Raw genomic sequence first — 24,620 nt, forward strand, 5'->3', positions numbered from 1 at the left:
ACCGGCGAAGGCGCTCGACCGGCGAACGAGCCCGACGTCGCTACGGCGTCAGGGTCTGCTCGTCCTCCGACGCGCCCTCGACGGCCTCGGGGCTGAACGGCCACGGGAAGGTCTCCCCTGCCGCCCAGGCGCTGAGCTGGTCGTCGTAGTGCGGTGACGCCGGGTGCGCGGACGCGCCGGTCACGACCACCCAGGTGGAGGCGTCCAGGTCCGCGAGGTCCACGACCATGCGCATCGACGGGCCGGCGGTCACCTCGAAGCTGCCGCTGGCCGCGTCCCACGAGGTGGCGTTCACGATCGACGAGCCGCCGCCCACCTTGACCGGCGCCGGGTTCATGTAGGTCGCGATCGGCGCCGGGATTCCGGGGCCGCCGAGCACGAGGTGCCGCAGCCGGAGCTGGTGCAGCGTGCCCCACTGCCAGTCGCTGGTGTCCTTGCCGAGCTCGACCGTGAGGTCCTGGCGGGCGCTGACCAGCGCCTGCGTGAGGACCTGGTCACGGCTCTCGACGACGGCCACCGTGGACTGGTCGTCCCAGAAGGCGTCGTTCGGGTCGTCGAGCATGCCCTGGATGACGGCGAGCCAGCGGCTGCCGCCGTCGGGCCACATGGACTCCGGGAGCTCGTCGTTGAACGTGGTGCGCAGCAGGTTGCGCCACACGGCCGCGAAGTAGGCCGCGGCGGCGGAGTCGGCGTCCATCGACTTGTCCCAGTCGGCCAGGAGCGCCTGGCCGTCCGAGTCGTAGCCGGCGGGGAGGTCCACCTCGAGCAGCACGGGCACCAGGGTGTCCGCGAACACGCTCCACTGGTCCATCTGGAACTCGGACATGTCGGCGGCCGTGAGCTTGCGGCCCTCCGCGATCCGGTCCGAGATCAGGGTGCGGATGCGCTCGGAGCGGTACCCGTAGTCCCAGTCGCGGCTGATGAACGGCCCGTTGTCGCCCGGCAGCACGGCCTGGTTCGCCGCGACGATGAAGCCCTCCTTCGGGTCCACGACGCCCGGCATCTGCGCCGGGTCCACGTAGCCGGTCCAGTCGTACCGGGGGTCCCAGCCGGGCCGCGGCCAGGTGCCGTCCGACTCGACGGCGCCGGGCACGACCGCGCGCACCGGGATCTTGCCCGGCGCCTGGTAGCCGATGTGCCCGTCCGTCGTCGCGTACACGATGTTCTGCGCCGGGACCTCGAACTTGGCGGCCGCCGCCTTCATGTCCGCGGGGGTCTTCGCCTTGTTCATGTCGAACACGGCGTCGGCGGTGTGGCCCGGCTCGAGCGCCGTCCACTGCAGCGAGATCTCGTACTGGCCCAGCTCGGTGCCGGTCTCGGTGGGCGAGCCGGCCACGGCGTCCATCTGCGCCTCGTCCATGACGGTCGACACGATCGGACCGTGCACGGTGCGCCGGACCTCCAGGTCGATGGGGCTGCCGCCGTCGACCCGGATCACCTCGGTCTCCTTCTCCATCGGGACCCACTTGTCCGCGCCACGCAGGTACGTGTCGTTGCGGACGCGCTCGATGAAGAAGTCGGTGACGTCGGCGCCCATGTTGGTCAGGCCCCAGGAGATGTCGGCGTTGTGGCCGATGATCACGCCCGGGAAGCCGGAGAAGGAGAAGCCCGACACGTCGAACGGGCACTCCGGGCCCACCTGGTTGCAGTGCAGGCCGACCTGCGCCCAGATGCCCGGGGCGGCGAGGTCGAGGTGCGGGTCGTTGGCCAGCAGCGGCTTGCCCGACTCCGTGTACTGCCCCGACACCACCCACGAGTTCGAGCCGGTGCCCTCACCGCGCGCGATCTGCACCGGCACGGCGTCGAGCGCCTTCTGCGCGGACTCCAGGGCGTCGGCCAGGCCGGCACTCTGGTACACCTCCTTGGTGGCGGACGCCGTCCCGGCGCCGGCCGGGGCGTTCGCCTGCGCGCCCGCCTCGGCGGGGTCGAGGATCGGCGCGTTGCCGGTGCCGGAGTACGCCGGGAACAGCTCCGCCACGCGCGACGCGTCGCCGAGGGTGCTGTACGCCAGGGCGCGGTCGAGCTCCTCGTCGTAGTTGCCGCGCAGGTCCCAGGCCATGGCCTTGAGCCAGGCGAGCGAGTCGATCGGGTCCCACGGCTCGGGCTCGTTCACCTCGACGCTGACGTCGAGCACCGTGTACTCCACGGCCGTCTCGCCGGGGCTGCGGTCCGCGAGGTAGGCGTTCACGCCGTCCGCGTAGGCCTGGAGGTACTGGCGGGTCGTGTCGTCGAGGATGTTGAACTCCTCCTCCGCGACGTGCCGCCAGCCGAAGGTGCGCGTGACCATGTCGGCCTGGATCGCGTCCTCGTTGTTGCCGACGAGCTCGGCCAGCCGGCCCGCGGTCACGTGACGGCGGTAGTCCATCTCGAAGAAGCGGTCCTGCGCGTGCACGTAGCCCTGGGCGCGGAACAGGTCCTCGGCGTTGTCCGCGTAGATCTGCGGCACGCCCTGGGCGTCGCGACTCACGCGGACGTCCGAGCTCAGCCCCTCGACCTGCACCTCCCCCGAGTACTCCGGGAGCGGACGGCGCCCGGTGAGCCAGCCGAAGGTCGTCACGGCGACCAGCGCCAGTACGACGACGATGGTCGTACCGACCAGGAACTGACGGACTCGTGTGGTGCGAGTCCGACGGCGCTTGGCGGGTCGCGCACCGGCGGAGGAAGCAGTTTCGGCGGGCTCGAGTGGCTCGGCGGGAGTGGTCGCGGACACGCAGTGGAGACTACCGTCCGCCCCAGGGCTTGGGTGAACGCGCTTGGGTGAACAGGCTCGAAAGATCCTGGGACTATCCCCCGCCGCTCGACCGTTACTATTGGCACTCGGAAACCCCGAGTGCCAGGCCCCGGACCTATGAGCGCGCGACGCCCCGGCCGCCTGCGACGTCCCAGAGGAGTGCACGTGCCCACCTACGCGTACCGGTGTGCCGACTGCGGCCACGCGTTCGACATCCACCAGGAGTTCAAGGACGAGTCGCTGACCGTCTGCCCCGAGTGCCAGGGCAGGTTGCGCAAGGTGTTCAGCTCCGTGGGCGTCACCTTCAAGGGCTCCGGCTTCTACCGCACCGACTCGCGTAGCACGTCGACCAGCAGCACGGTGAAGGCGGGCAAGTCGGAGTCTTCGGGCTCGGGCTCGGACTCTTCGTCCTCGGGCTCGTCGTCGAGCGACTCCGGTTCGTCCTCGTCCTCGTCGGGCTCCTCGTCTTCGTCGGGCTCGTCCTCGTCGTCGTCCAGCGGGTCGGGTTCGTCGAAGGCCGCCTCGTCCTGATCGGGTCCCTCGACCGGCACGCCTGACGCCGTTCCAGGGGTTCGAGCGCGACCACAGGGGCCGTTTTCGAGCCTCTGTGCACAGATTGCCCGACGGCGGCCCCGCGACCCCGCACCGGCTGCCTAACGTCGGCGGCATGGGACTTCTCGACACGCTCGCCGCACCGCCCGCGCAGGCCGCGCCCGCCGCGGGGTTCGCACCAGCGGCACGCCACGAGGCGCCGCGCGGCTCCGGCTCGCGGATGCCGTCGCGGATGCCGCGGACCCGGGAGGCGCGGTCGGTGCCGTCGCCGGCGTTCCGGCGGGCGCGGCGCATCCTGTGGCGCTGGCGGTTCGCGCTCGCCGCGCTGCTGTTCGGGCTGGCCGCCACCCTGACGGTGCACCTCCTGCGCCCGCCGCCGCCCCCGACGGTCGACGTCGCCGTGACAACCCGCTCCATAGCGCCCGGAACCCTGCTGAGCAGGGAAGACATCGAGATACGGGCCGTCGACGCCGACCTCGCCCCGCCCGGCGTGCTGCTCTCCTGGCGTGACCTGCTGGGCCGCGCCGCCGTCGTCGGGCTGCCGGCAGGCGCCCCGCTGCACGCCACGCTCGTGTCCGACGACGGCGTCTCCGCCGCGGCCCCGCACGGCACGGTGGTGGTCCCGGTCCGTCTGTCCGACGACGCCGTGGCCGACCTCTTGCGACCCGGCGACCGGGTGGACCTGCTCGCCGGGACGACGTCGAGCAGCGAGCCGGTCGGCGAGACCCGCTACCTCGCCCGCGGTGCGCTGGTGCTGCCGGTCCCCGCCGCGCGCGAGCCGAAGGACGCCGGCGGGCTGCTCGGCGCGGCCCCGGACGGCGAGGGGCCCGTGACGCTCGTCGCGGTGAGCCCCGACGACGCCCCGGAGCTCTCGGCGGTGTCTGGCTGGGGCTCGGTGACGGCGGTGCTGGTGCCGTGATCGAAGCGGTCAATGGCCGACTGCGCGTGCGTTGAACGGGATTTTCCACCACAATCCCCATCGAGGTTCCGGCCCACGCCGACCCACACCAACGTGAGAGAGATCCAGGGGAATCAATGCGTAACCTGCTCAACGGCTTCAAGGAATTCATCACCCGCGGCAACGTGCTCGACCTCGCGGTCGCCGTCGTCATCGGCGCGGCTTTCTCCGGAGTCATCAGCGGCCTCGTCGACGGCTTCATCATGCCGTTCATCGGGTGGCTCTTCGGCGCCCCCGACTTCACCGAGATCGCGTTCTACGTCCCGAACTGGCAGGGCGAGGAGACCAAGTTCCAGATCGGCCTGTTCATCCAGGGCCTGATCATGTTCCTGCTGATCGCGTCGGCGATCTACTTCTTCGTGATCATCCCGGTCAAGAAGCTGAGCGAGCTGCGCAAGAAGCCCGTCGAGGAAGAGGTCGTCGAGGAGGCCCTCGACGAGCAGACCGTTCTCCTCACCGAGATCCGCGACCTGCTCCGGGTCCAGGCCGGCGTGCAGTCGAGCCCGGCGTCGGACGCACGACCCAACTGAGCCACCGGCTCTCTGAGGCAGCAGAGTGGTCGGTAGATGGTCAGGTGATCGGTAGTTCGAACTACCGATCACCTGACCATCTACCGACCACCCGGAACTACCGATCACCTGGCGCCGCCGATCACCCGTCGCCGGCGTCAGCCCCAGTGGGGCGGGACGTCGCGGCGGAGCTGCTCGTCGTTGGAGCCGTGACCGCCGTCCGCCGAGCTGCCCGGGCCGCCGTCGGCGCCCTCGCCCCAGCCGGACGGGCGCTCGTCCGCGCTCACTCCGAGCACCGCCTCCCGCTCGGTCCCCCGTCGCACGGCACGCCGCGGACCCCGCCGCCGGGCCGCCGACCCTGACGCCGCGGGATCGGCCGGAAGTTTCTCGGACTCACTCACGACACCATTGTCGCCCGGCCGCCCACCGCCCTCGTTGAGTGCTGGATATTTGTCCTCTCGAAACGTTCCGAGAGGACAAATATCCAGCACTCAACGAGGGGTGGGGCGGGGGGCGGGTCAGTCGTCCAGGACCTGGGGGACGATCAGGTCCGCCGCCGGCGGGACGCCCCCGGACAGGCCGACACGGGCGTCCCGCACGGCCAGGACCACGCGGCGCACGCGCTCCGCCTCGGCGTCGGGGTCCAGGAACGCGGCCGCGGACCACACCTGCGCCACGACCCAGCCGAGCCGTTCGAGCCGCTCGGCGAGCTGCCGGTCGCGCACCCGGATGGAGGGCTCGGCCACGTACGCGGCGTCGTCGGTCAGCACGCCCACGAGCAGCTCCCCCGGCAGGTCCGGGTGCCCGACCGCGAGCGGGATGCGGTCGCCGCCGGGCAGCCCGTAGTCGGTCTCGACCACGAGGCCCGACCGCCACAGCCGCTCCCCCAGGTCCACGACGAGCCGGTCCACGGACCGCGCCACGTCCACGCCGTTGCCGATCTCGACCTGGTCCGCGAGCCCCGAGCGCTCCTCCGCGAAGGACAGCACCCGTGCCAGCATCTTCGGCCCGGGCCCGCGCAGCCTCTCGGGGTCCAGGTCGGACGCCGGGAAGCAGGACACGACGTGCAGCCGCTTGCGCGCCGCCCCCAGCGAGCCGAGCAGCATCGCGTCGCCGCCGCCCTCGCCGAGCACGCCGAACCGGTGCAGCACGCGGCCGTGCGGCGTCCGCCCGAAGCCGAGGGTGAGCACGATCGTGTCGCGCGCCAGGCCGGCCACGCCGGTCACGTCGGCGACCACCACGGGCTCGGGGCGTGAGCCCGCGAAGAACGGCGCCAGCGCCGGGTTCGCACGAACCTCGGCGAGCAGCCGCTCGCGGATGCGGTCGGCGTGCGCGGCCGTGACGGTCACGATGCCGAAGGTCTCCTCGGGCCGGGTCATCGCGTGCTCGATCGCGAGGTCCACGACCCGCTCCACCTCGGCACTCGTCGACTCGACGGTGCCGGAGACCGGGTCGGGCATGCCGGTCCCGTCCACGAGCGAGAAGTGCACCAGGGCCTCGGTGCGCGGCAGGGGCGCGGGGCGCATGATGCCCTCGTACCCGTGCTCGGCCAGCAGGCCCGTCAGTCGCGGGTCGCGCCGGGCGGGCTCGGGCTGGAGCGTCACGCGGGGCAGCAGCCGCGCGAGGTCGCGCACCGCGGTGCCCGACGCCGACCGCGGGTCGCCGACCACGACGATCTGCCGGCCGCGCGCCAGCGCGGGCACGACCACCTCGACCGGCACGTGCTGCACGGCGTCGAGGATCACCAGGTCGGCGCTCTTCTCGGCGGGCAGCAGGTGCGGCACCATCGTCGGCGTGGAGACCCAGGTGGGCCGCAGCCGGCGCACGGTCGAGCCGTGGCCCTTGACCAGGTCGCGCATCGAGGTCAGGCCACCGCCGACCAGCGTCGCGTAGAGCGCCTCGGCGTCCTCCCGCTCGTCCCGCATGGCCGCGCCGAGGTGCGCGCGCACCGCCGCCCGGACGGGCGCGGACAGCGATCCGACGTGCCGCCGGTCGAGCTCGCGGAACCGGCCCGAGAGGGCGTCCAGCCCGGCGCCGTCCTGCCCGGCGAGGTCCGGCTCGACGGCCAGGATCTGCTCGAACACCGACGACCACCATGACAGCTCCAGCTCGGGGCCCACGAGGTCGACCTCGACCCGGCGCTCACCGAGGTCATCGACCAGCTCGCCGAGCCCGGCCGCACGCAGGCGCCGCAGCACCGCCGTCCGCTCGGGGAGCGGGACCAGGGCCTCCTGCGTCTCGGACAGCGCGGCGAGCCGCTGGACCAGCGCGAACAGGTCGAGATCGAGCAGGTCGCCGCCCGCCTGCGAGGAGCGCAGCACGGGTTCGAGCGCCTCGAGGTCGATGCGCACCGCCTCGTACGTCTCCTCCACGCCCGCGAGGCCCTCGGGGAGCGTGGGCCAGCCGCCGCGCGGGCACTGCGCCTGCCAGACCTCGCGCTGCCGCTGCACCTCGACCAGGGCCGCGTGCATGTCGGGCACGCGGACGCCGGGCCGCACCATCTCGCGGGCGCGCCGCTTCAGCCGGCGTCGCTCCAGCCAGCCCATCTCGGTGCCCTGGTCGGCGCGCTGCTTGCGCGACGCCGTGGCCTGGACCATGTCGGCCGCGGTTCGCTCGAAGACCATCGGCTGGAACACGTCGAGCGTGCCCCGCATGCCGCCGAGCATCGCGAGCTGCTCGCCCCACTGCCGCGCCGTCGACGCCTCGACCAGGCCCGTCACCTTCGATACGTATTCGATCTGCTTGCGCAGCTCCGGCAGCGTGTGCTCGCCCAGGCGGGTCACGCGGGCGAGGGCCGAGCGCGCGTCGTCGTCCGTGAGGATGTGCGCGCCGAACCACGGGCTCGACGACGACTTAAGCGTGAACGCCCCGAGCTCGGCCGCGCGTTCGAGGTCGGCCGCGAGCTCCGCCCGGCGCTCGGCGGGCAGGGCGAGCACCGAGTCCGAGCCGAGCCGCACGCGCGTGGCCGGCGCGGGCCGCTCCGACGTCAGCCGGGCCAGCGCCTGGAGCGCGTCGTACGCGGAGACCCGCCACGGCTCGCGCACCCGGTGCAGCGCCCCGATGTAGCCGGCGAGCTGCGCCCGCGAGCCGATGAGCGCGTCCCGGACCCGGGCGACCTCGTCGGCGTCGATGCGCTCCTGCGCGGGGGCCATCGCCTCCAGCAGGCGGCGCGACGTCGAGGTGCGCCAGGTCGGCACGGGCGCGATGTCGAGCAGGAGCCCGCCCAGGCCGAGCGTGTCGAGCCGGGCGGCCAGCGCGTCCGCGGCCCGGCGGTGCCCCGGCACGTACAGCACGGACCGGCCGCTGGCGTTCGCCTCGGCGACGACGGCGGAGAGCGTGCCCGCGACGTCGGACCCGACCGGGGCGTCGACGAACAGGTGGCTGCCCGTCGCGAGCGCGTCCACGACGTGCCGCTGGTGCGGGTCGAGGTCGCCGACGCCGCGCTCGTGCGCCGGGTCGGCGTCGCCCACGCGCGGCTCGGGGAGCTCCACCTGCCCGAGCTTCGTCACCGACGCGTCGACGCCGCCGAGCGCGGCGACCACCTCGTGGTCCCGCAGGCCGGAGCCGAGCTCGTCTAGGTCGTCGACCAGCACCTGGCCGGGGTGCACGAACGTGCCCACCAGCATCCGCCGGTCCAGCCGGAACTCGCTCAGCACGGCGGACCCGAGGCTCGCGACCCGGTCCAGCACGTCCGCCGGGTTGAAGCCCGCCAGCGTGAACGTCGCCTTCGCCAGCGCGACCGGGTCGAGCAGCGCGCCGTGGGCGCGCAGCGTGCGCGCCACCACGGGGTTGAGCTCGGCCGTGGGGTCGAGCGTGATGTCGTAGTCGCCCTCGCCGTCGCTGCGGGGCGTGAGCATGACGGGTCGCAGCAGCACGGGCGCGCGCACCACGCGCGGCTCCTGGTCGTCCTCGTCCGACGCCGCGGCGCCGCCCGCGGGCATCGCCAGCGTCACGATCGGCACGGACCCGGTCAGCGCGGGCGCGTCGGCGGGGCTGTCGACGGAGTCGCCGCCTGTCTCGGGGGCGGACTGCGCGGAGGCGGACTGCGCGTAGCGCACCGACGCCGGGCCGAGCACGCGGGTCAGCGCCTCCATGTCGTCCGAGTCGTTGTCCGCGCGGCCGCCGGGCCGCTCGGTCCAGGTCGCGACGCCGATCGCCAGGTAGGTGGGCGACACCCCGTAACGCTGTGCGTGCTCCGCGGAGCGCGCGGCGACGGCCCGTGCCCGACGGCGGGCGGTCGGCAGCGCGCCGGACTCGCGCACCAGGCTGGACAAGCGGGTGGGCCGGCCCGCGAAGAGCTGGGCGACCCCCGACGGGTGGGCGGCGGACAGATCGATCACGGCCTCGCCGAGCAGTCCGACGTCGGCCAGGGAGGAACCCCCGGCGAGGTGCACCAGCCCGGCGCGCCACTGCGCGACCGACTCGGCCATGGGGTCCCGGACGGCGTCCGGTGTGGACCCCGGGGCCTCCGACGCGGCCAGCTCAGCGGCTGGGTCCACGTTCTCGTCCTTCAGCGCGGCCGAGAGCTCCTCGGACAGGTCGACCGAGATCTCGGGAGCGGCTGCGGTCTGGCGGCGTGCAGCGTTCACCCCAGCAAACTAACCGCGCGGTGTCCACAAGGTCCGGACGCCACGCCGCGCGACACACCGCACCCCGGGCGAGGTCCGGGGCGCGCGCATCGGAAGTCACCCGGGTGATGTGCGCCCGGAAGGAGTCCGGAGCGGGTGAATCAGGACTCCGACGGGCGCGCCTCGGACGTGGGGCGGGGTGATCCCGGGACGCCCCGCGAAACGGCTCACGGCATGCAAAAGCCCCTCCGGCAGGGGGTCCGAAGGGGCTCAGCAGGTGGACCGAGGTCCACCGGGGAAATGACGGTGCGCACCGCGCAGGGGGCGGGCGATGCGCACCGTCTTGTGAGAGTGTGCACCTGTTCCAGGCGGACGTCAACACCAACTCGGACGGTCGTCCAGGTCGCGGAAAACAGGTCACAAGAACGTCGTCGAGGTGCAAGTTTTCGCCTCGCCGGAGGCCCTCGGAACCCCGACATTCCGCCGTTCCTGGGTACCCCCGCGCCGTCCTGGAAAAAAGCCTGGACGACGGCTCCTAGACTCGAACGTTTGTGAGCGCACTCGTCGAGGCAGTCTTCCCGCGCCGGCTCGGCCGGCCGTTCCGCTGGCTCGTCGCGGGGTCCTGGACGAGCAACATCGGCGACGGGATCGCGCTCGCCGCAGGCCCCCTGCTCGTCGCGTCGCAGACCGACAGCGCGTTCCTCGTCGCCCTCGCCGCGATGCTCCAGCGGCTGCCGTGGCTGATGTTCGGACTCTGGGCCGGAGCGCTTGCCGACCGGCTGGACCGGCGCCTCGTCGTCATCGTCGCCAACGCGATCCGGGCCGTGGTCATCGCCGTCCTGTGCGTCTTCATCGGGACCGGCACGGTCAGCATCTCCATGGTGCTCGCCGCGATGTTCCTCTACGGCACCGCCGAGGTCTTCGCCGACACCACCCAGCAGACCCTCCTGCCCACGCTCGTGGCCCCCGCCGACCTCGGCGCCGGCAACCAGCGCATGCAGGCCGGGTTCCTCGCGGCGAACCAGCTCGTCGGCCCGCCGGTCGGCGCGTTCCTCTTCGCCGCCGGCATGGTGTGGCCGTTCGTGATCCAGGTGGTCTGCGTGGCGCTGGCGATCGTGCTCGTCTCGCGCATCACCGCCCCGCCCGGCACCTCGTTCGTCACCGTGCGCGACGCCGACTCCCACGTCCGCAAGGACATCGCCGAGGGCCTGCGCTGGGTGTGGCACCACCCGCCCGTGCGCACGCTCTGCATCGTCATCCTGGTCTTCAACGTGACCTGGGCCGCGCCGTGGGGCGTGCTCGTCAAGTACTCCCTGGACCACCTGCACATGAGCGAGGTCGGCTACGGCCTGCTCACCACGGCGAGCGCGGTGGGCGGCATCGTCGGCATCCTGGTCTACGGGTGGCTGGAACGACACGTGAACCTGGCGACGCTGATCCGCGTCTGCCTCACCCTCGAGGTGCTCACGCACGCGGCGTTCGCGCTGACGACGACCGGCTGGGTCGCGATCCTCATCATGTTCGAGTTCGGCGTCTACGCGTTCGTCTGGGGCACCCTGTCGACGACGGTGCGGCAGCGCGCGGTGCCCAAGGCGTTCCAGGGCCGGGTCGCTTCGATCAACATGATCTGCGTGTTCGGCGGGCTCGTCGTCGGGCAGGGAATCGGCGGTGTGATCGCCGAGCACTGGGGCCTCGTGGCGCCGTGGTGGTTCGCGTGCGCCGGTGCGGGCATCACGCTGGTGCTGGTCTGGCGCTCCCTGGGCCACATCGCCCACGCCCGCGCGACGGACTAGCCGCCGCCGTCCGGCCGACGGACCCACCAGCGCCGCGACGGACCAGCCGACAACGCGCCGCCGTCCGATGTCCGCTGTCCGCCGATCCCCTGAGGGACCTAAGTCGATCTCCTTTGAGACCTAAGTTTCTTCGCTTTGGACTGGTCCAAAGCGAAGAAACTTAGGTCTCAAAGGAGAGAGCTTCCCGGGCAGTCGACCGAGCTCGCGTCGCGGGCCCGGCGGAGTCGCGGGCCGCGCGGCGCGCGCCGCCGAGCCGTCAGCCGTCAGCCGTCAGCCGTCAGCCGTCAGCCGTCAGCCGGGGGGTCAGCGCGCCTTGACGATCGGGATCGGGCCCGTCGCCTCGTACTCGCGCAGGCGCTTGCGTACGGTCGACTCGCTGACGCCGACCTCCTTCGCGATCTCCCGGACCGGACGGCCCTCGGCCCGCAGGTCGAGCATCTGGTCGGCCTCGCGCGTGCCCAGCCCGATGTTCCGGCGGGGCGGACGGCGGGCGGGCATCGCCTCCCGGACGTTCGCCGTGGCACGGTCCGCTGCCTGGACCGGGTCGACGACCTCGTCCGGGATCGTGTCGGGTTCCGGCGCGCGCTCGGTCACGCCCTGGCGGCCCATGTCGAGGGCCGCGGTCCGGCGCCCGGCGGTGCGCTCCGGGTCCGGGTCCGGCTCGCCGGAGCCGTCGCCACGCGCGCCGACGCCGACGGGCTGCGCCCCGCCGTCCAGCCCCGCCCCGACGCCGTCCAACCGCGCACCCGCACCGTCCGGCCCGACGCCGGCGCCGACGAACCGCCCACCGTCACCCGGCCTGCCGTCGAACCGGTCCCCGAACTCGGCGGCCACCGCGTCCGCGGCCCAGCGCTCGTAGTCGAGCGCCCCCACCTCGGTCCGCGAGTCGCCACTACGGCCGTCCATCGGCTCGTCGACCAGGATGCCGGTGAGCCGCTGCCGGTCGGCCAGGTGCAGCCGGGCGACGTCGGCGGTCCCGTCGCCCACCGCAGCGAGCGCCTCGCACCAGGCCGCGACCTGGGCACGCATCTCGGTGGGTGGCACGGTGCGCAGGGCCACGGAGCGGGCCCGACGGCGGCCGGCCTCGGCGCGGGTGAGCCGACGGCGCGCGGTCCGCGACCCGTCGTTGAGGCTCTGCGCCCGGAACAGGTCCTCGGTGCTGAGGAACAGGGCGTGCATGCGCGCGGACTGCCGCAGCGCGGACCAGGACGTGCCGGTGGCGAGGTGCCGGTCGCCGATGAGGGCGAGGTGCCACATGAGCGCGGCGAGCAGCGGCACGATGAACCGGAACAGCACGGCGCCGACGGGGTGCCCGATGTACGCCTCGTGCCAGGCGGCGAACACGCCGGAGGCCGACGAGAGCGCCCAGGTCAGGGCGAGCAGCGTGCCGCCGGGCCGGTTGTCGCGCGCGGCCTCGCGGGCCAGCAGGGCGACGGTCACCAGGGACAGCTCGAAGACGCCGGCGGTCGCGTACGCGGTGCCCTGGCTCATGGCGAGGACGTCGATGCCGAACTGGACCATCGCCAGGTACGCGGACCCGGTCGAGATGAGGGCGACGGATATCGCGCCCGTGAGTACCAGGTTGCGGGAACGGCGCGTCGGGACGGTCGTGACGGGGAACGTCCGGTCGGCGGGGGCCACGGTGATCTCTCCTTCGTCGGGGGCCTGACGGTCAACTGCCCCGCGCCGGAACCGAACAACAGTTCGGATCGTCATACGGGCGGGCACGAAGATATCGGACAACTGTGACAAGCCGGTATCTTCAGTGGCTCGGCTGCGCGCGTCACCGGCGCGCGGGGCACGATGGGAACGCCGTCGGACCAGGCAGGCAGTGGACGCAGGGGGAGAACACGCATGTCGCAGAGGCTTCGGGCCTGGATCTGGGTTGCCGGTGTCGTGGCGGTCGCACTCGTCGGTACGGCGGTGTGGTTCGGGCTGCGGGGCGGGCCCGATGCGGCCGAGGCGGCGCCGTCGGCAAGCCCGTCGCCGTCCGCCAGCCCGACGCCGGCCAAGGCCGAGCCGCAGGCCGCCGGGTACTCGCTCGCGGCCCTGTCCACGCCCGACATCGACGGGATGCTCCCCCGCGAGCTCCCCCTGACCAAGCTCGACACGCTCGACGGTCTGCCCGGCAAGGCCGCGCAGCCGACGAAGGGCCGCATCCCCGTGTGGGCGGAGCCCGACCTGACGAAGCCGCCCGTGCTCGCCCTGGAGTCCGACTACTACGACGCCGACGCTCGCTGGCTGGTGCTGGAGCAGAACGAGGACTGGGTCGAGGTGCTCATCCCCTACGGCCGCGGGGCGCTGCCGTCGGACGACCCCGCGAAGGTCAACGGGGTGTCCGGCTGGGTGGCCGCCGACCAGGTCGTGGTCGAGGACGAGAAGCGCTCGCTCGTGATCGACCTCTCGGACCGCACCGTGACCGTCACCCGTGGCGACGGCACGACGGACGAGCTCCCGATCGCGATCGGCGCGCCCGAGACGCCGACGCCGCTCGGGGTCACCCAGGTCTTCACGGTCACGGAGGCGGTGAACACCGGGATGTCGGTGTTCCTGTCGTTGCAGAGCGAGTCCCTCGACGGCTTCTACGGCACGGACTACGCCGCGACGGCGCTGCACGTCGGCGAGGGCCAGGGCCAGGCGGTCAGCAACGGCTGCCTCCGCCTGACCCCGTCCGACTTCGAGCGCCTCACCGGCCTCGACCCGGGCGTGCCGGTCCTGATCAAGGAGTAAGCGCCCCCGGTCAGGGACCGAGTCACGCCCCCGCCGGGCACTCCTCCTCGGCCGCCTTGCGGAAGCACCCCACGAAGTGGCCGGGCGCGTGTTCGACCAGCCCGACGTCGTCGGGCACCCCGCCCGCCGGACCGCCGTCGGCCTCCTCGCCCAGCGCACGCCCCTGGGCCGCGAGCGCCTCGTGGTACAGGCACCGCCCCGCGAGCCGCGCGGACCGCTGCGACTCCTCGGCCTCGACCTCGTCCCAGGTGCGGTCGAGGTGCGGCACGGAGGCGAGCAGGTCGCGGGTGTACGGGTGCAGCGGGTCGTCGAAGACGGCGCTGGTGACGCCCTGTTCCACGATGCGCCCCTTGTAGAGGATGACGACGCGGTCGGAGACGTAGTTGCCGAGCGAGAGGTCGTGCGTGACGAACAGGATGCCGAGGCCGCGCGACTTGAGCTCGCCGAGCAGGTTGAGCACGTCGATGCGGGTGGAGGCGTCGAGCATGGAGATGATCTCGTCGGCGACCAGCAGCTCGATGTCGAGCAGCAGGGCGCGCGCGATGAGCAGGCGCTGGAGCTGCCCGCCGGAGAGCTGGTGCGGGAACTTGCCGAGGATGTCGCCGGGTTCGAGGCTGACCGCCCCGAGCGCCTCCTCCAGCCGGCCACGCCAGTCGGACTGGGACACCCGCGGGAAGTAGGTGCGCCGCAGCGTCTCGAACGTCCGGTCCACCTTGAAGATGGGGTTGAACGAGCTGAACGGGTCCTGGAACACGCCCTGGACCTTGCGGTAGTAGTCCCGCCGGGCCCGGAACCCCAGCCGCGTCACGTCCTGCCCGTCGAACGTGATGGTGCCGCCCGTGGAGTCGAGCAGGTGGAGCACCATCTTGCCGATGGTCGACTTGCCGCTGCCGGACTCCCCGATGAGGGAGACCACCTCGCCACGCTGCACGTCGAGGCTGACGTGTCGCACGGCGTGCAGGTCGGAGGTGCCGAACGTGCCCGTCTTGTAGACCTTGTCGAGGGCGCTGAGGGTCAGCATCAGCTCACCGCCCAGCACGCGACCTGGTGACCCTCGGCGACCTCGCGGAACGGCGGCGCCTCGGCACACTTGTCGTGGGACAGGGGGCAGCGGTCGCGGAACCGGCAGCCCGCGGGCGGGTTCAGCAGCGACGGCGGTCGCCCCTCGATGCCGTCGAGCTGCTGCTCCTCGTACCGGTCGCCCACCTTGGGCAGCGCCCCGATGAGCATCTTCGTGTAGGGGTGCAGGGGCTCCTCGATGATGGTCCGGGCCGGCGCCTTCTCGGCGAGGTGCCCGGCGTACATGACCAGGATCGTGTCGGCCACCTGGAACAGCACGGAGATGTCGTGCGTGATGACGATCATCGAGCGCACGAACCCGTGGTCGCGGAACTCGACGAGCGCGCGGGCCACGGCCTTCTGCGAGGACACGTCGAGCGCGGACGTCACCTCGTCGCCGATCAGCAGCGACGGGTTGAGCAGCGTGGAGAGCACCAGCACGACGCGCTGCTTCATGCCCCCGGACAGCTCGATCGGGTAGCGCTTCAGCACCTCGGCGTCGAGGCCGACCAGGTCCAGACGCCGTTCGAGCTCGGGCAGCACCTCCGTGTACCGCACGTTGTGCGCGGCCAGCAGGTCGCGGATCATCCGGCCGATCTTGCGGGTCGGGTTCATCGCAGACATCGCGTACTGCGGGATGAGGGACACCTCGCGGTAGCGGTGGCGGCGCATGGCGCCGTCGTCGGCGATGGGGAGCTTCTCCCCGTCGAGGGCGACGGTGCCGCCCACGTGCTCCATGCGGGTGTCGAGGCGGATCAGGGCCTTGCCGAGGGTCGTCTTGCCGCAGCCCGACTCCCCGGCGATGCCCATGATCTCGCCGTCGGCCACCTCGAAGCTGACGCCGTCGAGCGCCTTCACGGGGCCGCGCAGGGTGCGGTAGTGGACCCTCAGGTCGGTCACGGAAAGGGTCATCACATCTCCCGCAGCTTGGGGTTGAAGACCTCGTCGAGGCCCACGTTCATGATGTAGAGCGAGCCCACGATGAGCGTGATCCCCAGCCCCGGTGGGACGAACCACCACCACAGCCCGAGATGGAGCGCGCTCCACTGCACGGCCTGGTTCATCATCAGGCCGAGCGACATCGCGTTGGTGGGTCCCAGCCCGATGAAGTCGAGCGACGCCGCCGTCAGGATGGACCCGCCGAACAGCAGCACGAACGTCATGAAGAGGTAGGAGTACATGTTGGGCGCGACCTCGCGCCGCAGGATCGTGCCCACCCCGGCGCCCGACAGCCGCGCCAGGTCGATGAAGTCCCGCGAGCGCAGCGACAGTGTCTGGGCGCGCACCGCGCGCGCCACCCACGGCCAGGAGAAGACGCCGATGTAGAGCGCCTGCATGGGCACGCTGCGCACGCCCAGGTAGGCGTTGATGATGATGAGCACCACGAAGCCCGGGATGACCAGCACCACGTTGGTGAGCATGTTGAGCAGCTCGTCGATCAGGCCGCCGCAGTACCCCGCGACGAACCCGATGGTCATGCCGATGACGGCGGCCACGCCGCCGCCCAGCAGGCCCACGAGGAACGTGGACCGCAGGCCGGCGACGAACTGCGCGAAGACGTCCTGCCCGAACGTCGTCGTGCCGAACGGGAAGTCCGCCGACGGCGGCGCCATGGGCGGCCCCGCGTAGTCCATCGGCGCGAACTTCAGGAACAGCGGCCCGAGCAGCCCCAGCAGCAGGAACGCGAGCACCACCACCGAGCCGATCACCACCTTGGGGTTGCGCAGCGCGAAGTACAGCGTCTCGCGCGCGTCTCCCCCGGGTTTCCGGGCGGTGGCCGACGACGACGGGGCCGCCCCGGGCGGTTCGGCCGCCTCGGTCCCCGGTGCCGCGGCAGGTTGTGTCGCCGTCATGAGGTGGCCCCCGTCAGTCCGGTCCGCGTGCGGGGGTCCACCAGCACGTAGACGATGTCGATCACGAAGTTGGCCAGGAGCACGCCGATCACCACGAAGAGCAGGGTGCCCTGCAGCAGGAAGAAGTCCTGGTTCTGGATGGCGGACAGCACGAGCTTGCCCAGGCCCGGGTACGCGAACACGATCTCGGTCACCAGGGCGCCGCCCAGGATGGTGCCGAGCTGCAGCGCCAGGCCCGTGATCTGCGGCAGCATCGCGTTGCGGAACGCGTACCTCCGCACGAGCCGCCTGGGCGCGCCGAGCGCGGACAGGTAGTTCGCGTAGTCGGACTCGAGCTCGTAGATGATCAGGTTGCGCATGCCGATCGCCCAGCCGCCCAGCGACACGAGGAACAGCGACAGGAACGGCAGCACCCAGTGCTGCAGCAGGTCGCCGGCGAACGCCCACGACCACTGCGGCACCATCCCGAAGTCGTACCCGCCCGCCACGGGGAACCAGCCGAGCGCGACGCCGAGACCCCACGCGAGCAGGATCGCGAGCCACATGTACGGCATGGCCGTGATCAGGTACCCGACGGGCAGGGCCACGTTGTCGAGCCAGCCGCTGCGCGCCGCCATGGCCCCCACGCTGTTGCCGATCACGAAGCTCAGCAGGATCGCGGGGATCATGATGCCGAGCGTGTACGGCACGGCGTCGAGCACGACCTGGGCCACGGGCGCGGGGAACAGCCACACGCTCGTGCCCAGGTCGCCGCGGAACAGCGCGGCCCAGTAGTTCAGGTACTGCTGCCAGAGCGGCAGGTCGAGCCCGAACGTCCGCTCGTAGTACGCGGTCATGGCCGCGATCGTCTCGGGGTGCTGGACGGCGGCGCGCGCCACCATCCGCTGGACCGGGTCCCCCGGCATGAGCCGGGGGATCAGCCAGTTCAGCGTGACCGCGACGACGAACGTCAGCCCGTAGATGACGGTCTTACGAGCGAGATAGCCGCGCATACGTCAGGAGGCCGGCTCGAGGGCGAGCAGCGTGTTGATGCCACCCATCTGCACGTACCCGTTCCACATGATCGGGAAGTACGCGTCCTCGCGGCCCTCCTTGGGCCAGTTGGTCCACTGCGACTCGTTGTACTGCGCCCACGCGCCGTTGTACCAGAGCGGGATGGCCGGCAGGTCGGTCATGAACTTCTCCTGGACCTGCGAAAGCGTCTCGGAGAACTCCGGCGTGCCGCTCTCGGTGCGCGAGAGCTGCTCGACGAGGTCCCAGGCCTCGTCGTCCTCGTAGCGCCCGAAGTTGCCCGCCAGCATCTGCTCCTGGATCGGCTGGTAGAACGCGTAGTTGTAGTAGGTCCACGGGGTGTTGCTCACGCCCGCGTTGCCGTTGATCACCAGGTCGAAGTCGCCGGTGGCCCGCGCGTCGTCGACGGCGCCCGCGTCGGGGAAGTCGGCCGTGACCTTGATGCCGACGGCGGAGGCGTCCTCGGCGATCACGCGCGCGGCCTCCATCCAGTCGGTCCAGCCCGCCGGGACGATGAGCTTCAGGTCGATCGCCTCGCCGTCGGGCGACTCGACGAACCCGTCGCCGTCCGAGTCCTCGTAGCCGGCGTCGGCCAGGATCGACTTGGCCTCGTCCGCGTCGAAGGTGAAGCCGTGCTCGGCGACGACGTCCTCGTCGTAGTACTCCTCGAACGCCGGGACCAGGCCCGACGGGTGCGCCTTCGCCACGAGGCCGCCGTACGCGTTCGTCACGATCTTGTCGACGTCGATCGACCGCGCGAGCGCCTGCCGGAAGTCGACGTCGTCCATCGGGGGCCGCGTCTGGTTCGGGATCAGGTTCGCCGACGCCGCCGCCAGCATGTACGGCTCGCCGTCGTAGTAGGTGCTCACCTGACCGGAGTCGGCGAGCTGGTTGACGCCGGGCAGGAAGTTGTTGCTCAGGTCGAGGCCGCCGGACAGCATCATGCCGAGCGCCACCTCGTTCGAGGTGTTCACGACGTCGACGATGTACTTCATCGGCATCTCGAGGCCCAGCTCGCTGCGGGCCCACCAGTCGTCGTTGCGCTCCCAGACCATGCGGTCCTGGCCGACGGCGGAGAACTTGAACGCGCCGGAGCCGACCGGGTCCTCGTTCGGGTTGGACAGGAGCTCCTCGTCCGACCAGTCCCCCATGATGTGCTCGGGCACGACCATGGTGCTGTAGAGCCAGTTGTCCCACTCCTGGTAGCGGGGGTCGGAGAACGTGAACTCGACGGTCGTCGCGTCGGTCGCCTCGACCTTGTCGAGCCAGGTCCACAGGTTGCTGTACGGCACGGCGTCGACCTTGCCGAGCTCGGTGGAGAAGACGACGTCGTCGGCGTCGAGCGTCTCGCCGTCCTGCCAGGTCAGACCCTCGCGGAGCGTGAGCTCGTACGTGTCGTCGCCGGTCCACTCGCCGCCCTCGGCGAGCCAGGGCGTCAGCTCGAGGGTGATCGGGTCGAACTGGAACAGCGGCTCGTACACCAGGCCGCGCGCGCCCGTGGCGTGCCCGGAGCTGGGGATCGGGTTCCACGACGTGGGCGGGCCCCACTGGGTGCCGCTCGTGAAGAGCGTCTCCTCGCGCGGGTACTCGGCCACGAGCTCGTTGGCCGAGTCCATGCCTTCCGCCGAGGCGTACGGGTTGGACGTCGTGGGTGCGCTCCCACCGCCGCCGGAGCAGCCGGCGAGCAGCGCGCCCGCCGCGGTGGCCGCCGCCAGGGCCAGCACGCCCCGGGACCTGGTCTGTCGAAGGAACATCATCGATCCTCTCCGCCCGCACGGCCGTCGTGCGGACCAGGCGCCTCGTCGCGCCGGGTTGCTGAGCATCGTTGTGGTTCGGAGAGGGATTGGTCAAGGTTTGTCAGCTATGTTGCGCAATTGACACCTACGCCCGACCCGGGCGCTTAGCGCGCCGGGCCGGGCGGCCGGTAGGCTGTGTGGCGCGGTCCGGGCTTCACCCGGCCGCCGCGCGCGGATCTCCTCCCGGAGAGACGCGGGCGCCTGTAGCTCAGTGGATAGAGCACCGCTCTCCTAAAGCGGGTGTCGGCAGTTCGAGTCTGCCCAGGCGCACCGAATCAGTCGCTTTCCTTCATTCTCTACAACAGGGTGGCGAGGTCCCGTCGAAGACCCTCGATAGCGCACAGTCCTCCGAGGGGTCTTCGCGTTGTCTTCGTCACCGCTTAGTTGCGAAAACTCAACCGAAAGACTCCCTCACGCGTGCTGGTCGACCCCTGCTTCTCGACGAAAGAGCGGATGCCCTAGCCACAGTCCACGAACGATGCACTGCCAGGGGTGATCTTTTTGCTCGGTCTGGTCATGCGCCCCGTGGCCCCATACAGTTACTGCCCTCTCGGCGGTGCACTACTCCCGGCCGCCGGTGATCTACAGGGCGAGTGATTGGTATGGGACTACCCACGCCCCAGGGGCGGCAGCACTACGTCGTGTACATGCCCCCAAGAGGCCACCATGTGATCCTCGGTACGGCAGGCACAGGCAAGACGGTCATGGCCGTGCACCGCGCCTTCTATCTGGCGCAACCTGGAACTGAGAACGCCGGTCCGGTCCTTCTGCTGACCTACAACAAGTCGCTGGTCACCTACATCCAGCACCTGGCATCGGACCACCCCGGTGATGTCACGATCGAGACCTACGGCCGGTTCGGACGGGGCTACCTGGCATCACAGGGCCTGATGGGCTACGGGCAGATTGCCGGCTCAGACCAGCGTGAAGCACTCGTCGAAGGCGCGGTCAGGGATGTCGCGGCCGGCTACCGGCCAGGAGCCCGGTTCTTCACCCGCCCGACCGACTTCTTTCTTGACGAGCTGGCGTGGATCGAGGGCAACGGGCTGTCTACCGACGCCGAGTACTTCGACGCGGAGCGAGTTGGTCGCCAGGAACCGCTGCAGCGCCGCCAGCGCGAGGCGGTCTGGGCAATCAGGGAGACATATGTGGCAGCCCGCAAGGCCGCGGGCCTGCACTACGACTGGGCGTCACTGCCGTCGGCCGTCAAGGCGCAGCTCCATGTGGACTCGTCGAAACGTCGTTACAAGCACATCGTCGTCGACGAAGCCCAGGATCTGACACCCGAGGCCATCCGGTCGCTGGCAGCCGCGATTCCGCCTGACGGAAGCCTCACGCTGTTCGCGGACTACGCCCAGCAGATCTACGGCCAGCGCGTGTCGTGGCGGTCGTGTGGGCTCGCGGTTGGCAAGGTCGAGACGTTCATCGACAACTACCGCAACTCCCCAGAGATTGCACGGCTCGCGATCGCCCTGGCGAACATGCCGCACTTCAAGGACTCCGCGGACTTGGTCGAACCGCGTGCGCCGATCCGCGCCGCCGGTGCCAAGCCGACTCTCATCGCGTGCGGGTCCAGCGATGACGAAGCTCTCGTCGTCCGGGACGCCGTCCAGTCGGCCGGTCGCACCGCACGCGTGGGAATCCTGACCCGGACCCGAGCAGAGGCTCGCGCCGCGATCGCTGAGGTGCGTCGGACTACTCGGGTGACGATGCTGCACGAGAACAACTCGATCGCGACCTGGCAAGCGCCTAGCGGCGTCTACGCCGGCACCTATCACTCCGGCAAGGGCCTGGAGTTCGACGTAGTTGTGCTGCCGTACTGCAGCGATGGTCGACGGCCCCACGCCGATACCATCGCTGCGTTCGGGCCTGACGAGGCTGCCAGCCGCGAGAGCCGCCTCCTCTATGTTGGCGTTACCCGCGCACGCGACGAGCTGATCATCTCCCATACCGGGGCTCTCACGACGCTGCTGCCTCCAGCGACGCCAGATTTGTACGACCTGTACGAGGTGACCACGTCATGACCGTTGACGCCTGGGTTGCTGATGCACTTGCCGTTCGCGGCGTGACCCGACTCGCTCACGTCACGCCCGCCCGAAACTTGCCCAACATCCTGATCGACCAAGCGATCCGATCGGTGAAGGACATGGGCGACGACGCCCGCGCCATCTACGCGGCGAACGATCTGCAGCGCCTCGACAACCATCCCGACAAGGTCAGCTGCTCCTTGGAGTACCCGAACGTGTTCTACCTGAACAAGGTCAGGCACAGGCCCGACGCCCACAACTTCCCGGACTGGGTATGCATTCTCTTGGACCGTGACGTTGCAGCCACTCCCGACGCGCTGTTTTGCCCACGCAACGCAGGCGCTTACGGAGCGTCCAAGGAGGCAGGCGTCGCCGGCCTCGACGCGTGCTACACCGAAGCGGTCTCTGGCTCCTACGGCAAGACCTACAGCCGTGGGACAAATCATGACCCGCGGTGCCCGACAGACGTCCAGGCCGAAATCCTCGTTCCTGCACCAATACCTCTGACGTCTGCCTATGGCATCGTGTTCCCGTCAGAACAGGCCGCCAGTAACGAGTTCGTACGACTGGAGCAACTCTCCGTGGCTATCCCGAACCACCTTCAGTGGATCGTCTCTCCCGGCCTGTTCGACGCCGCCAGCGTTACCAACGCCGTCCGAATGTCGCGCGGAATACTTGAGCAGCCATGGGTAGGCGAGGGGAGGGGTTCTTGGTGAGCGCCCTGACACAAGTGGATGTCGAGCGGGCCGTGGGCTCGCTACTCGGTGCGGCGGTTGGCGACGCTCTGGGCTGGCCGCAGGAGGTGCGCGGGGGTCTCGTCGGCGGTCAGAAAGCACGCGACCGGTGTGAGCCCAAGCCCGAGTTCGTCGCATGGACTCGGAGCGCCGGTCACTACTCCCGACGCTACTCCGACCGTGTTGAAGCTGGGGAATACAGCGACGACACCCAGCTGCTCCTAGCCGTAGCTCGGTCTTGTTTAGTAGGACACGATTGGTACGAACACCTAGTCGCCGCTGAGCTCCCGACCTGGCCCTTGTATCAGCGGGGTGGGGGCGGTGCCGTGCTGGCAGCAACCAACTCATGGGCTGATGCCGTGCCGCCGTGGACACATGACTCCGCACGTCGCGCAAAGGTAGCCGACCGATACGCAGGCGCCGGCGCCAACGGCGTCGCCATGCGTATTGCGCCCCACGCGATTCGAGCCCGCGCAGACGGCGAGCTATTCCACCGAGTACTCCAGGACGGCCTAACCACACACGGTCACCCGCGAGCCCTCGTGGGCGCCCTGGTCTACGCTTCCGCACTCCGCGCCGCTTTCCAAGCGTCGGGACCGCTCTCGTTCGGGGAGCTCCTTGATGCGGCACGGGCCGGCCTCATCCCTCCTGATGCAGCCCTGGACGCGATCCCCCCGCAGTGGCTGGGTGAGCTCGCAATGAAGCAGTTTGCGGACACTTGGGAGCAAACGAACCAAGAGACCGAAGAGCTCCTAACGATTGCCGATGCATCAATTCGCCGTGGTGCGATGAGCAACGCCGAGGCAACGCTTGAATCCCTCGGCTGCACCGATCCCAAAATCAATGGAGCGGGCACCGTCAGCGCGGTCGGCGCGTTGTACCTCGCAAGCCGTTTTGCAGCACGGCCCATGGACGGACTACTTACTGCCGCATTCCTCCGCAGGGGCGATACCGACACACTAGCTTCAATGACCGGTGCACTCCTGGGCGCTGTCCATGGCAAGGACTGGCTGGGAGCACTCGCACCTGCCGTTCAGGACTCCGACTACATCACCGCAATTGCCACCGCTCTTGTTGAGTATCCGGATAGGAGTGCGGGGGACTCACCCGTAGGCGACGGCAGCGAGTTCAGGAGACACCGTGAACAGTGGCGGCAGGACGCACCAGAGATCCGGGTCGGGAGCCGGGGTGTCTTTCCTGACGGTCGGCGCTACCACGCGACGGGCGTTGACATGCGGACCGATGTCGACATCAAACGAATCCGCCTACGTCTGGAAGATGGCCAGACTGTTCTGTCAGATATCCGCGAAGTCAGATCGACTCCTCAAGAGCCCGCTGATCGAGACATCAACTTGGTGACGCGCTTTCCAGACACCTCCTATCAGGTAAAGGATTTTTCTCCACCCTCAGGGGAATCAGGTGTCGTCACTGCGTTAACAAACAGCCTCCGTGAAACAACTGCCTTCTATGCCAGGTTGCTCGGAAGGGAAATTCCTATACATGGCAATGAAGCGGTTGTCACTGAGTGGCTCCATCTACGGCAAGCGGCGCGTGAGCTCCGCCCCGGTGAAGCATCCTCAGTTGCAGTAACACTGCATGTGATGACGCCACCATCCGCGAGAAAAGATATTGTCGTGGAGGGGTACGATCGAGAAACGGGCACGATGACCGTACGCGATCCAGACGGACGGAGCGTTCGCATTCGACCTGGTTCAGTCGTCGGTGAGCAGTCTCAATCACGGCCCACTGCCAGCGATCGCCCCATAGCCACCTCAAAGGAATCGGAGATTCCATTACACATATTCGGGGACTTGACGGACGAGTTCTATGCTGGTGTTGGACGAGCGGGGACACTATCCTCGATGCTCGAAGACAGGATGCGCGCGCTAATTCAAGCAATGGAAGATGAGCCCCAGACATCACACGCTGGACAAGGCGCATCCGCACTCGTGACGATGGCCCGGAAGCGTGCACCCAGCCTTGGCGATGCCTGGAGAGAGTTCGACGAATTCGCTACGAGGGCCGATTCTGTGCTGCGACTCCGGAACGACCTGGTGCACAATCTCTGGCAGCCCAAGTCAGGCGGCTACTTCTTTGGCCACCGCATCGACCAGCGGACCGGTGAACGTCGCTCGACAACCCTATCGATCGACGATGTCCGTCATGAAGTGGCCGAACTTCTTTCGCTCAACGAGGAGTGGAACCACTGGTACATGCTCGCCGGATCTTCGCAGGTTGACGCCGAACCCCCCGCGCACAAATGACATTTTCGGCAGTTCTGCGCGAGTTTCGGTAGGAG

At 70.1% G+C, this 24,620-nt stretch carries 17 protein-coding genes, 1 tRNA gene and 1 pseudogene; 9 read left to right on the top strand and 10 right to left on the bottom strand.

The genetic code is table 11. The annotated features are described in order from the left end of the window. Positions 1-40: 40 nt before the first annotated feature. A complete protein-coding gene (locus FHX71_RS21245; RefSeq protein ID WP_182620021.1) occupies positions 41-2,599 on the bottom strand; it encodes a penicillin acylase family protein in 2,559 nt (852 codons plus the stop codon). Positions 2,600-2,848: 249 nt separating this feature from the next. On the opposite strand from FHX71_RS21245, the pseudogene FHX71_RS30320 reads away from it, so the two are divergent. Further along, positions 2,849-3,037 (top strand): annotated as a pseudogene (locus FHX71_RS30320) (FmdB family zinc ribbon protein); the annotation flags it as partial. Between the two features lie 14 nt (positions 3,038-3,051). Here the strand turns inward: FHX71_RS30320 and FHX71_RS30325 are convergent. After that, positions 3,052-3,282, bottom strand: a complete 231-nt coding sequence (locus tag FHX71_RS30325; protein ID WP_376770166.1) for a hypothetical protein — start codon at positions 3,280-3,282, stop codon at positions 3,052-3,054. Positions 3,283-3,398: 116 nt separating this feature from the next. Here FHX71_RS30325 and FHX71_RS21255 point away from each other — a divergent pair, with 116 nt between their 5' ends. Beyond that, positions 3,399-4,202: an RcpC/CpaB family pilus assembly protein gene (locus FHX71_RS21255; RefSeq protein ID WP_246403360.1), complete on the top strand. Its 804-nt coding sequence runs from the start codon at positions 3,399-3,401 to the stop codon at positions 4,200-4,202. A 116-nt stretch (positions 4,203-4,318) separates the two neighbouring features. Next, positions 4,319-4,771 carry a large conductance mechanosensitive channel protein MscL gene (gene mscL, locus FHX71_RS21260; protein WP_220490227.1) on the top strand — a complete coding sequence of 151 codons (453 nt, stop codon included), beginning with the start codon at positions 4,319-4,321 and terminating at the stop codon, positions 4,769-4,771. 137 nt (positions 4,772-4,908) lie between these two features. Here the strand turns inward: mscL and FHX71_RS21265 are convergent, their stop codons facing one another. Both FHX71_RS21265 and FHX71_RS21270 read right to left on the bottom strand, forming a co-directional pair. Further along, positions 4,909-5,151 carry a hypothetical protein gene (locus FHX71_RS21265; protein WP_182620085.1) on the bottom strand — a complete coding sequence of 81 codons (243 nt, stop codon included), beginning with the start codon at positions 5,149-5,151 and terminating at the stop codon, positions 4,909-4,911. Positions 5,152-5,268: 117 nt separating this feature from the next. After that, positions 5,269-9,339, bottom strand: a complete 4,071-nt coding sequence (locus FHX71_RS21270; RefSeq protein ID WP_182619430.1) for a PDDEXK-like endonuclease domain-containing protein — start codon at positions 9,337-9,339, stop codon at positions 5,269-5,271. A gap of 530 nt (positions 9,340-9,869) precedes the next feature. Between FHX71_RS21270 and FHX71_RS21275 the strand changes: the two genes are divergently transcribed. Next, the gene (locus FHX71_RS21275) at positions 9,870-11,111 is read left to right on the top strand and encodes an MFS transporter (RefSeq protein ID WP_182619431.1); all 1,242 of its coding nucleotides are present in this window, start codon (positions 9,870-9,872) and stop codon (positions 11,109-11,111) included. A gap of 303 nt (positions 11,112-11,414) precedes the next feature. Here FHX71_RS21275 and FHX71_RS21280 read toward each other — a convergent pair whose 3' ends face one another. Further along, positions 11,415-12,752 carry a helix-turn-helix domain-containing protein gene (locus FHX71_RS21280; protein WP_182619432.1) on the bottom strand — a complete coding sequence of 446 codons (1,338 nt, stop codon included), beginning with the start codon at positions 12,750-12,752 and terminating at the stop codon, positions 11,415-11,417. A 213-nt stretch (positions 12,753-12,965) separates the two neighbouring features. Between FHX71_RS21280 and FHX71_RS21285 the strand changes: the two genes are divergently transcribed. Then, the gene (locus FHX71_RS21285) at positions 12,966-13,841 is read left to right on the top strand and encodes a L,D-transpeptidase (protein ID WP_182619433.1); all 876 of its coding nucleotides are present in this window, start codon (positions 12,966-12,968) and stop codon (positions 13,839-13,841) included. 22 nt (positions 13,842-13,863) lie between these two features. Here the strand turns inward: FHX71_RS21285 and FHX71_RS21290 are convergent, their stop codons facing one another. The 5 genes from FHX71_RS21290 to FHX71_RS21310 are packed head-to-tail and all read right to left on the bottom strand — an operon-like array spanning position 13,864 to position 19,518. Then, complete coding sequence (locus tag FHX71_RS21290; RefSeq protein ID WP_182619434.1) at positions 13,864-14,862, bottom strand: ABC transporter ATP-binding protein; 999 nt, start codon at positions 14,860-14,862, stop codon at positions 13,864-13,866. Next, complete coding sequence (locus FHX71_RS21295; protein ID WP_182619435.1) at positions 14,862-15,812, bottom strand: ABC transporter ATP-binding protein; 951 nt, start codon at positions 15,810-15,812, stop codon at positions 14,862-14,864. Before FHX71_RS21295 ends, FHX71_RS21290 begins: the two co-directional genes overlap by 1 nt. Further along, positions 15,812-16,753, bottom strand: a complete 942-nt coding sequence (locus tag FHX71_RS21300; protein WP_182619436.1) for an ABC transporter permease — start codon at positions 16,751-16,753, stop codon at positions 15,812-15,814. Before FHX71_RS21300 ends, FHX71_RS21295 begins: the two co-directional genes overlap by 1 nt. After that, the gene (locus FHX71_RS21305; protein ID WP_182619437.1) at positions 16,750-17,745 is read right to left on the bottom strand and encodes an ABC transporter permease; all 996 of its coding nucleotides are present in this window, start codon (positions 17,743-17,745) and stop codon (positions 16,750-16,752) included. Before FHX71_RS21305 ends, FHX71_RS21300 begins: the two co-directional genes overlap by 4 nt. Before the next feature lie 3 nt (positions 17,746-17,748). After that, complete coding sequence (locus FHX71_RS21310) at positions 17,749-19,518, bottom strand: ABC transporter substrate-binding protein (protein WP_246403361.1); 1,770 nt, start codon at positions 19,516-19,518, stop codon at positions 17,749-17,751. Positions 19,519-19,757: 239 nt separating this feature from the next. Between FHX71_RS21310 and FHX71_RS21315 the strand changes: the two genes are divergently transcribed. The 4 genes from FHX71_RS21315 to FHX71_RS21330 all read left to right on the top strand — a co-directional run bounded on the left by FHX71_RS21315 (position 19,758) and on the right by FHX71_RS21330 (position 24,585). Continuing rightward, positions 19,758-19,830: transfer RNA gene (locus FHX71_RS21315), tRNA-Arg, on the top strand. A 398-nt stretch (positions 19,831-20,228) separates the two neighbouring features. Then, the gene (locus tag FHX71_RS21320; RefSeq protein WP_182619438.1) at positions 20,229-21,584 is read left to right on the top strand and encodes a 3'-5' exonuclease; all 1,356 of its coding nucleotides are present in this window, start codon (positions 20,229-20,231) and stop codon (positions 21,582-21,584) included. Then, the gene (locus tag FHX71_RS21325; RefSeq protein ID WP_182619439.1) at positions 21,581-22,303 is read left to right on the top strand and encodes a DarT ssDNA thymidine ADP-ribosyltransferase family protein; all 723 of its coding nucleotides are present in this window, start codon (positions 21,581-21,583) and stop codon (positions 22,301-22,303) included. The genes FHX71_RS21320 and FHX71_RS21325 overlap by 4 nt, the downstream gene beginning before the upstream one ends. Continuing rightward, complete coding sequence (locus tag FHX71_RS21330) at positions 22,273-24,585, top strand: ADP-ribosylglycohydrolase family protein (protein ID WP_246403362.1); 2,313 nt, start codon at positions 22,273-22,275, stop codon at positions 24,583-24,585. The genes FHX71_RS21325 and FHX71_RS21330 overlap by 31 nt, the downstream gene beginning before the upstream one ends. Positions 24,586-24,620 lie beyond the last annotated feature (35 nt).

It is taken from the genome of Promicromonospora sukumoe (genome assembly GCF_014137995.1).
Lineage (GTDB): Bacteria > Actinomycetota > Actinomycetes > Actinomycetales > Cellulomonadaceae > Promicromonospora > Promicromonospora sukumoe.

Bases quoted from the DNA above. Each gene is read 5' to 3' on its own strand.
- mscL (WP_220490227.1), top strand. From the start codon at position 4,319: ATGCGTAACCTGCTCAACGGCTTCAAGGAATTCATCACCCGCGGCAAC.
- FHX71_RS21325 (WP_182619439.1), top strand. From the start codon at position 21,581: ATGACCGTTGACGCCTGGGTTGCTGATGCACTTGCCGTTCGCGGCGTG.
- FHX71_RS21295 (WP_182619435.1), bottom strand. From the start codon at position 15,812: ATGACCCTTTCCGTGACCGACCTGAGGGTCCACTACCGCACCCTGCGC.
- FHX71_RS21300 (WP_182619436.1), bottom strand. From the start codon at position 16,753: ATGACGGCGACACAACCTGCCGCGGCACCGGGGACCGAGGCGGCCGAA.
- FHX71_RS21310 (WP_246403361.1), bottom strand. From the start codon at position 19,518: ATGTTCCTTCGACAGACCAGGTCCCGGGGCGTGCTGGCCCTGGCGGCG.
- FHX71_RS21285 (WP_182619433.1), top strand. From the start codon at position 12,966: ATGTCGCAGAGGCTTCGGGCCTGGATCTGGGTTGCCGGTGTCGTGGCG.
- FHX71_RS21305 (WP_182619437.1), bottom strand. From the start codon at position 17,745: ATGCGCGGCTATCTCGCTCGTAAGACCGTCATCTACGGGCTGACGTTC.
- FHX71_RS21290 (WP_182619434.1), bottom strand. From the start codon at position 14,862: ATGCTGACCCTCAGCGCCCTCGACAAGGTCTACAAGACGGGCACGTTC.
- FHX71_RS21255 (WP_246403360.1), top strand. From the start codon at position 3,399: ATGGGACTTCTCGACACGCTCGCCGCACCGCCCGCGCAGGCCGCGCCC.
- FHX71_RS21330 (WP_246403362.1), top strand. From the start codon at position 22,273: ATGGGTAGGCGAGGGGAGGGGTTCTTGGTGAGCGCCCTGACACAAGTG.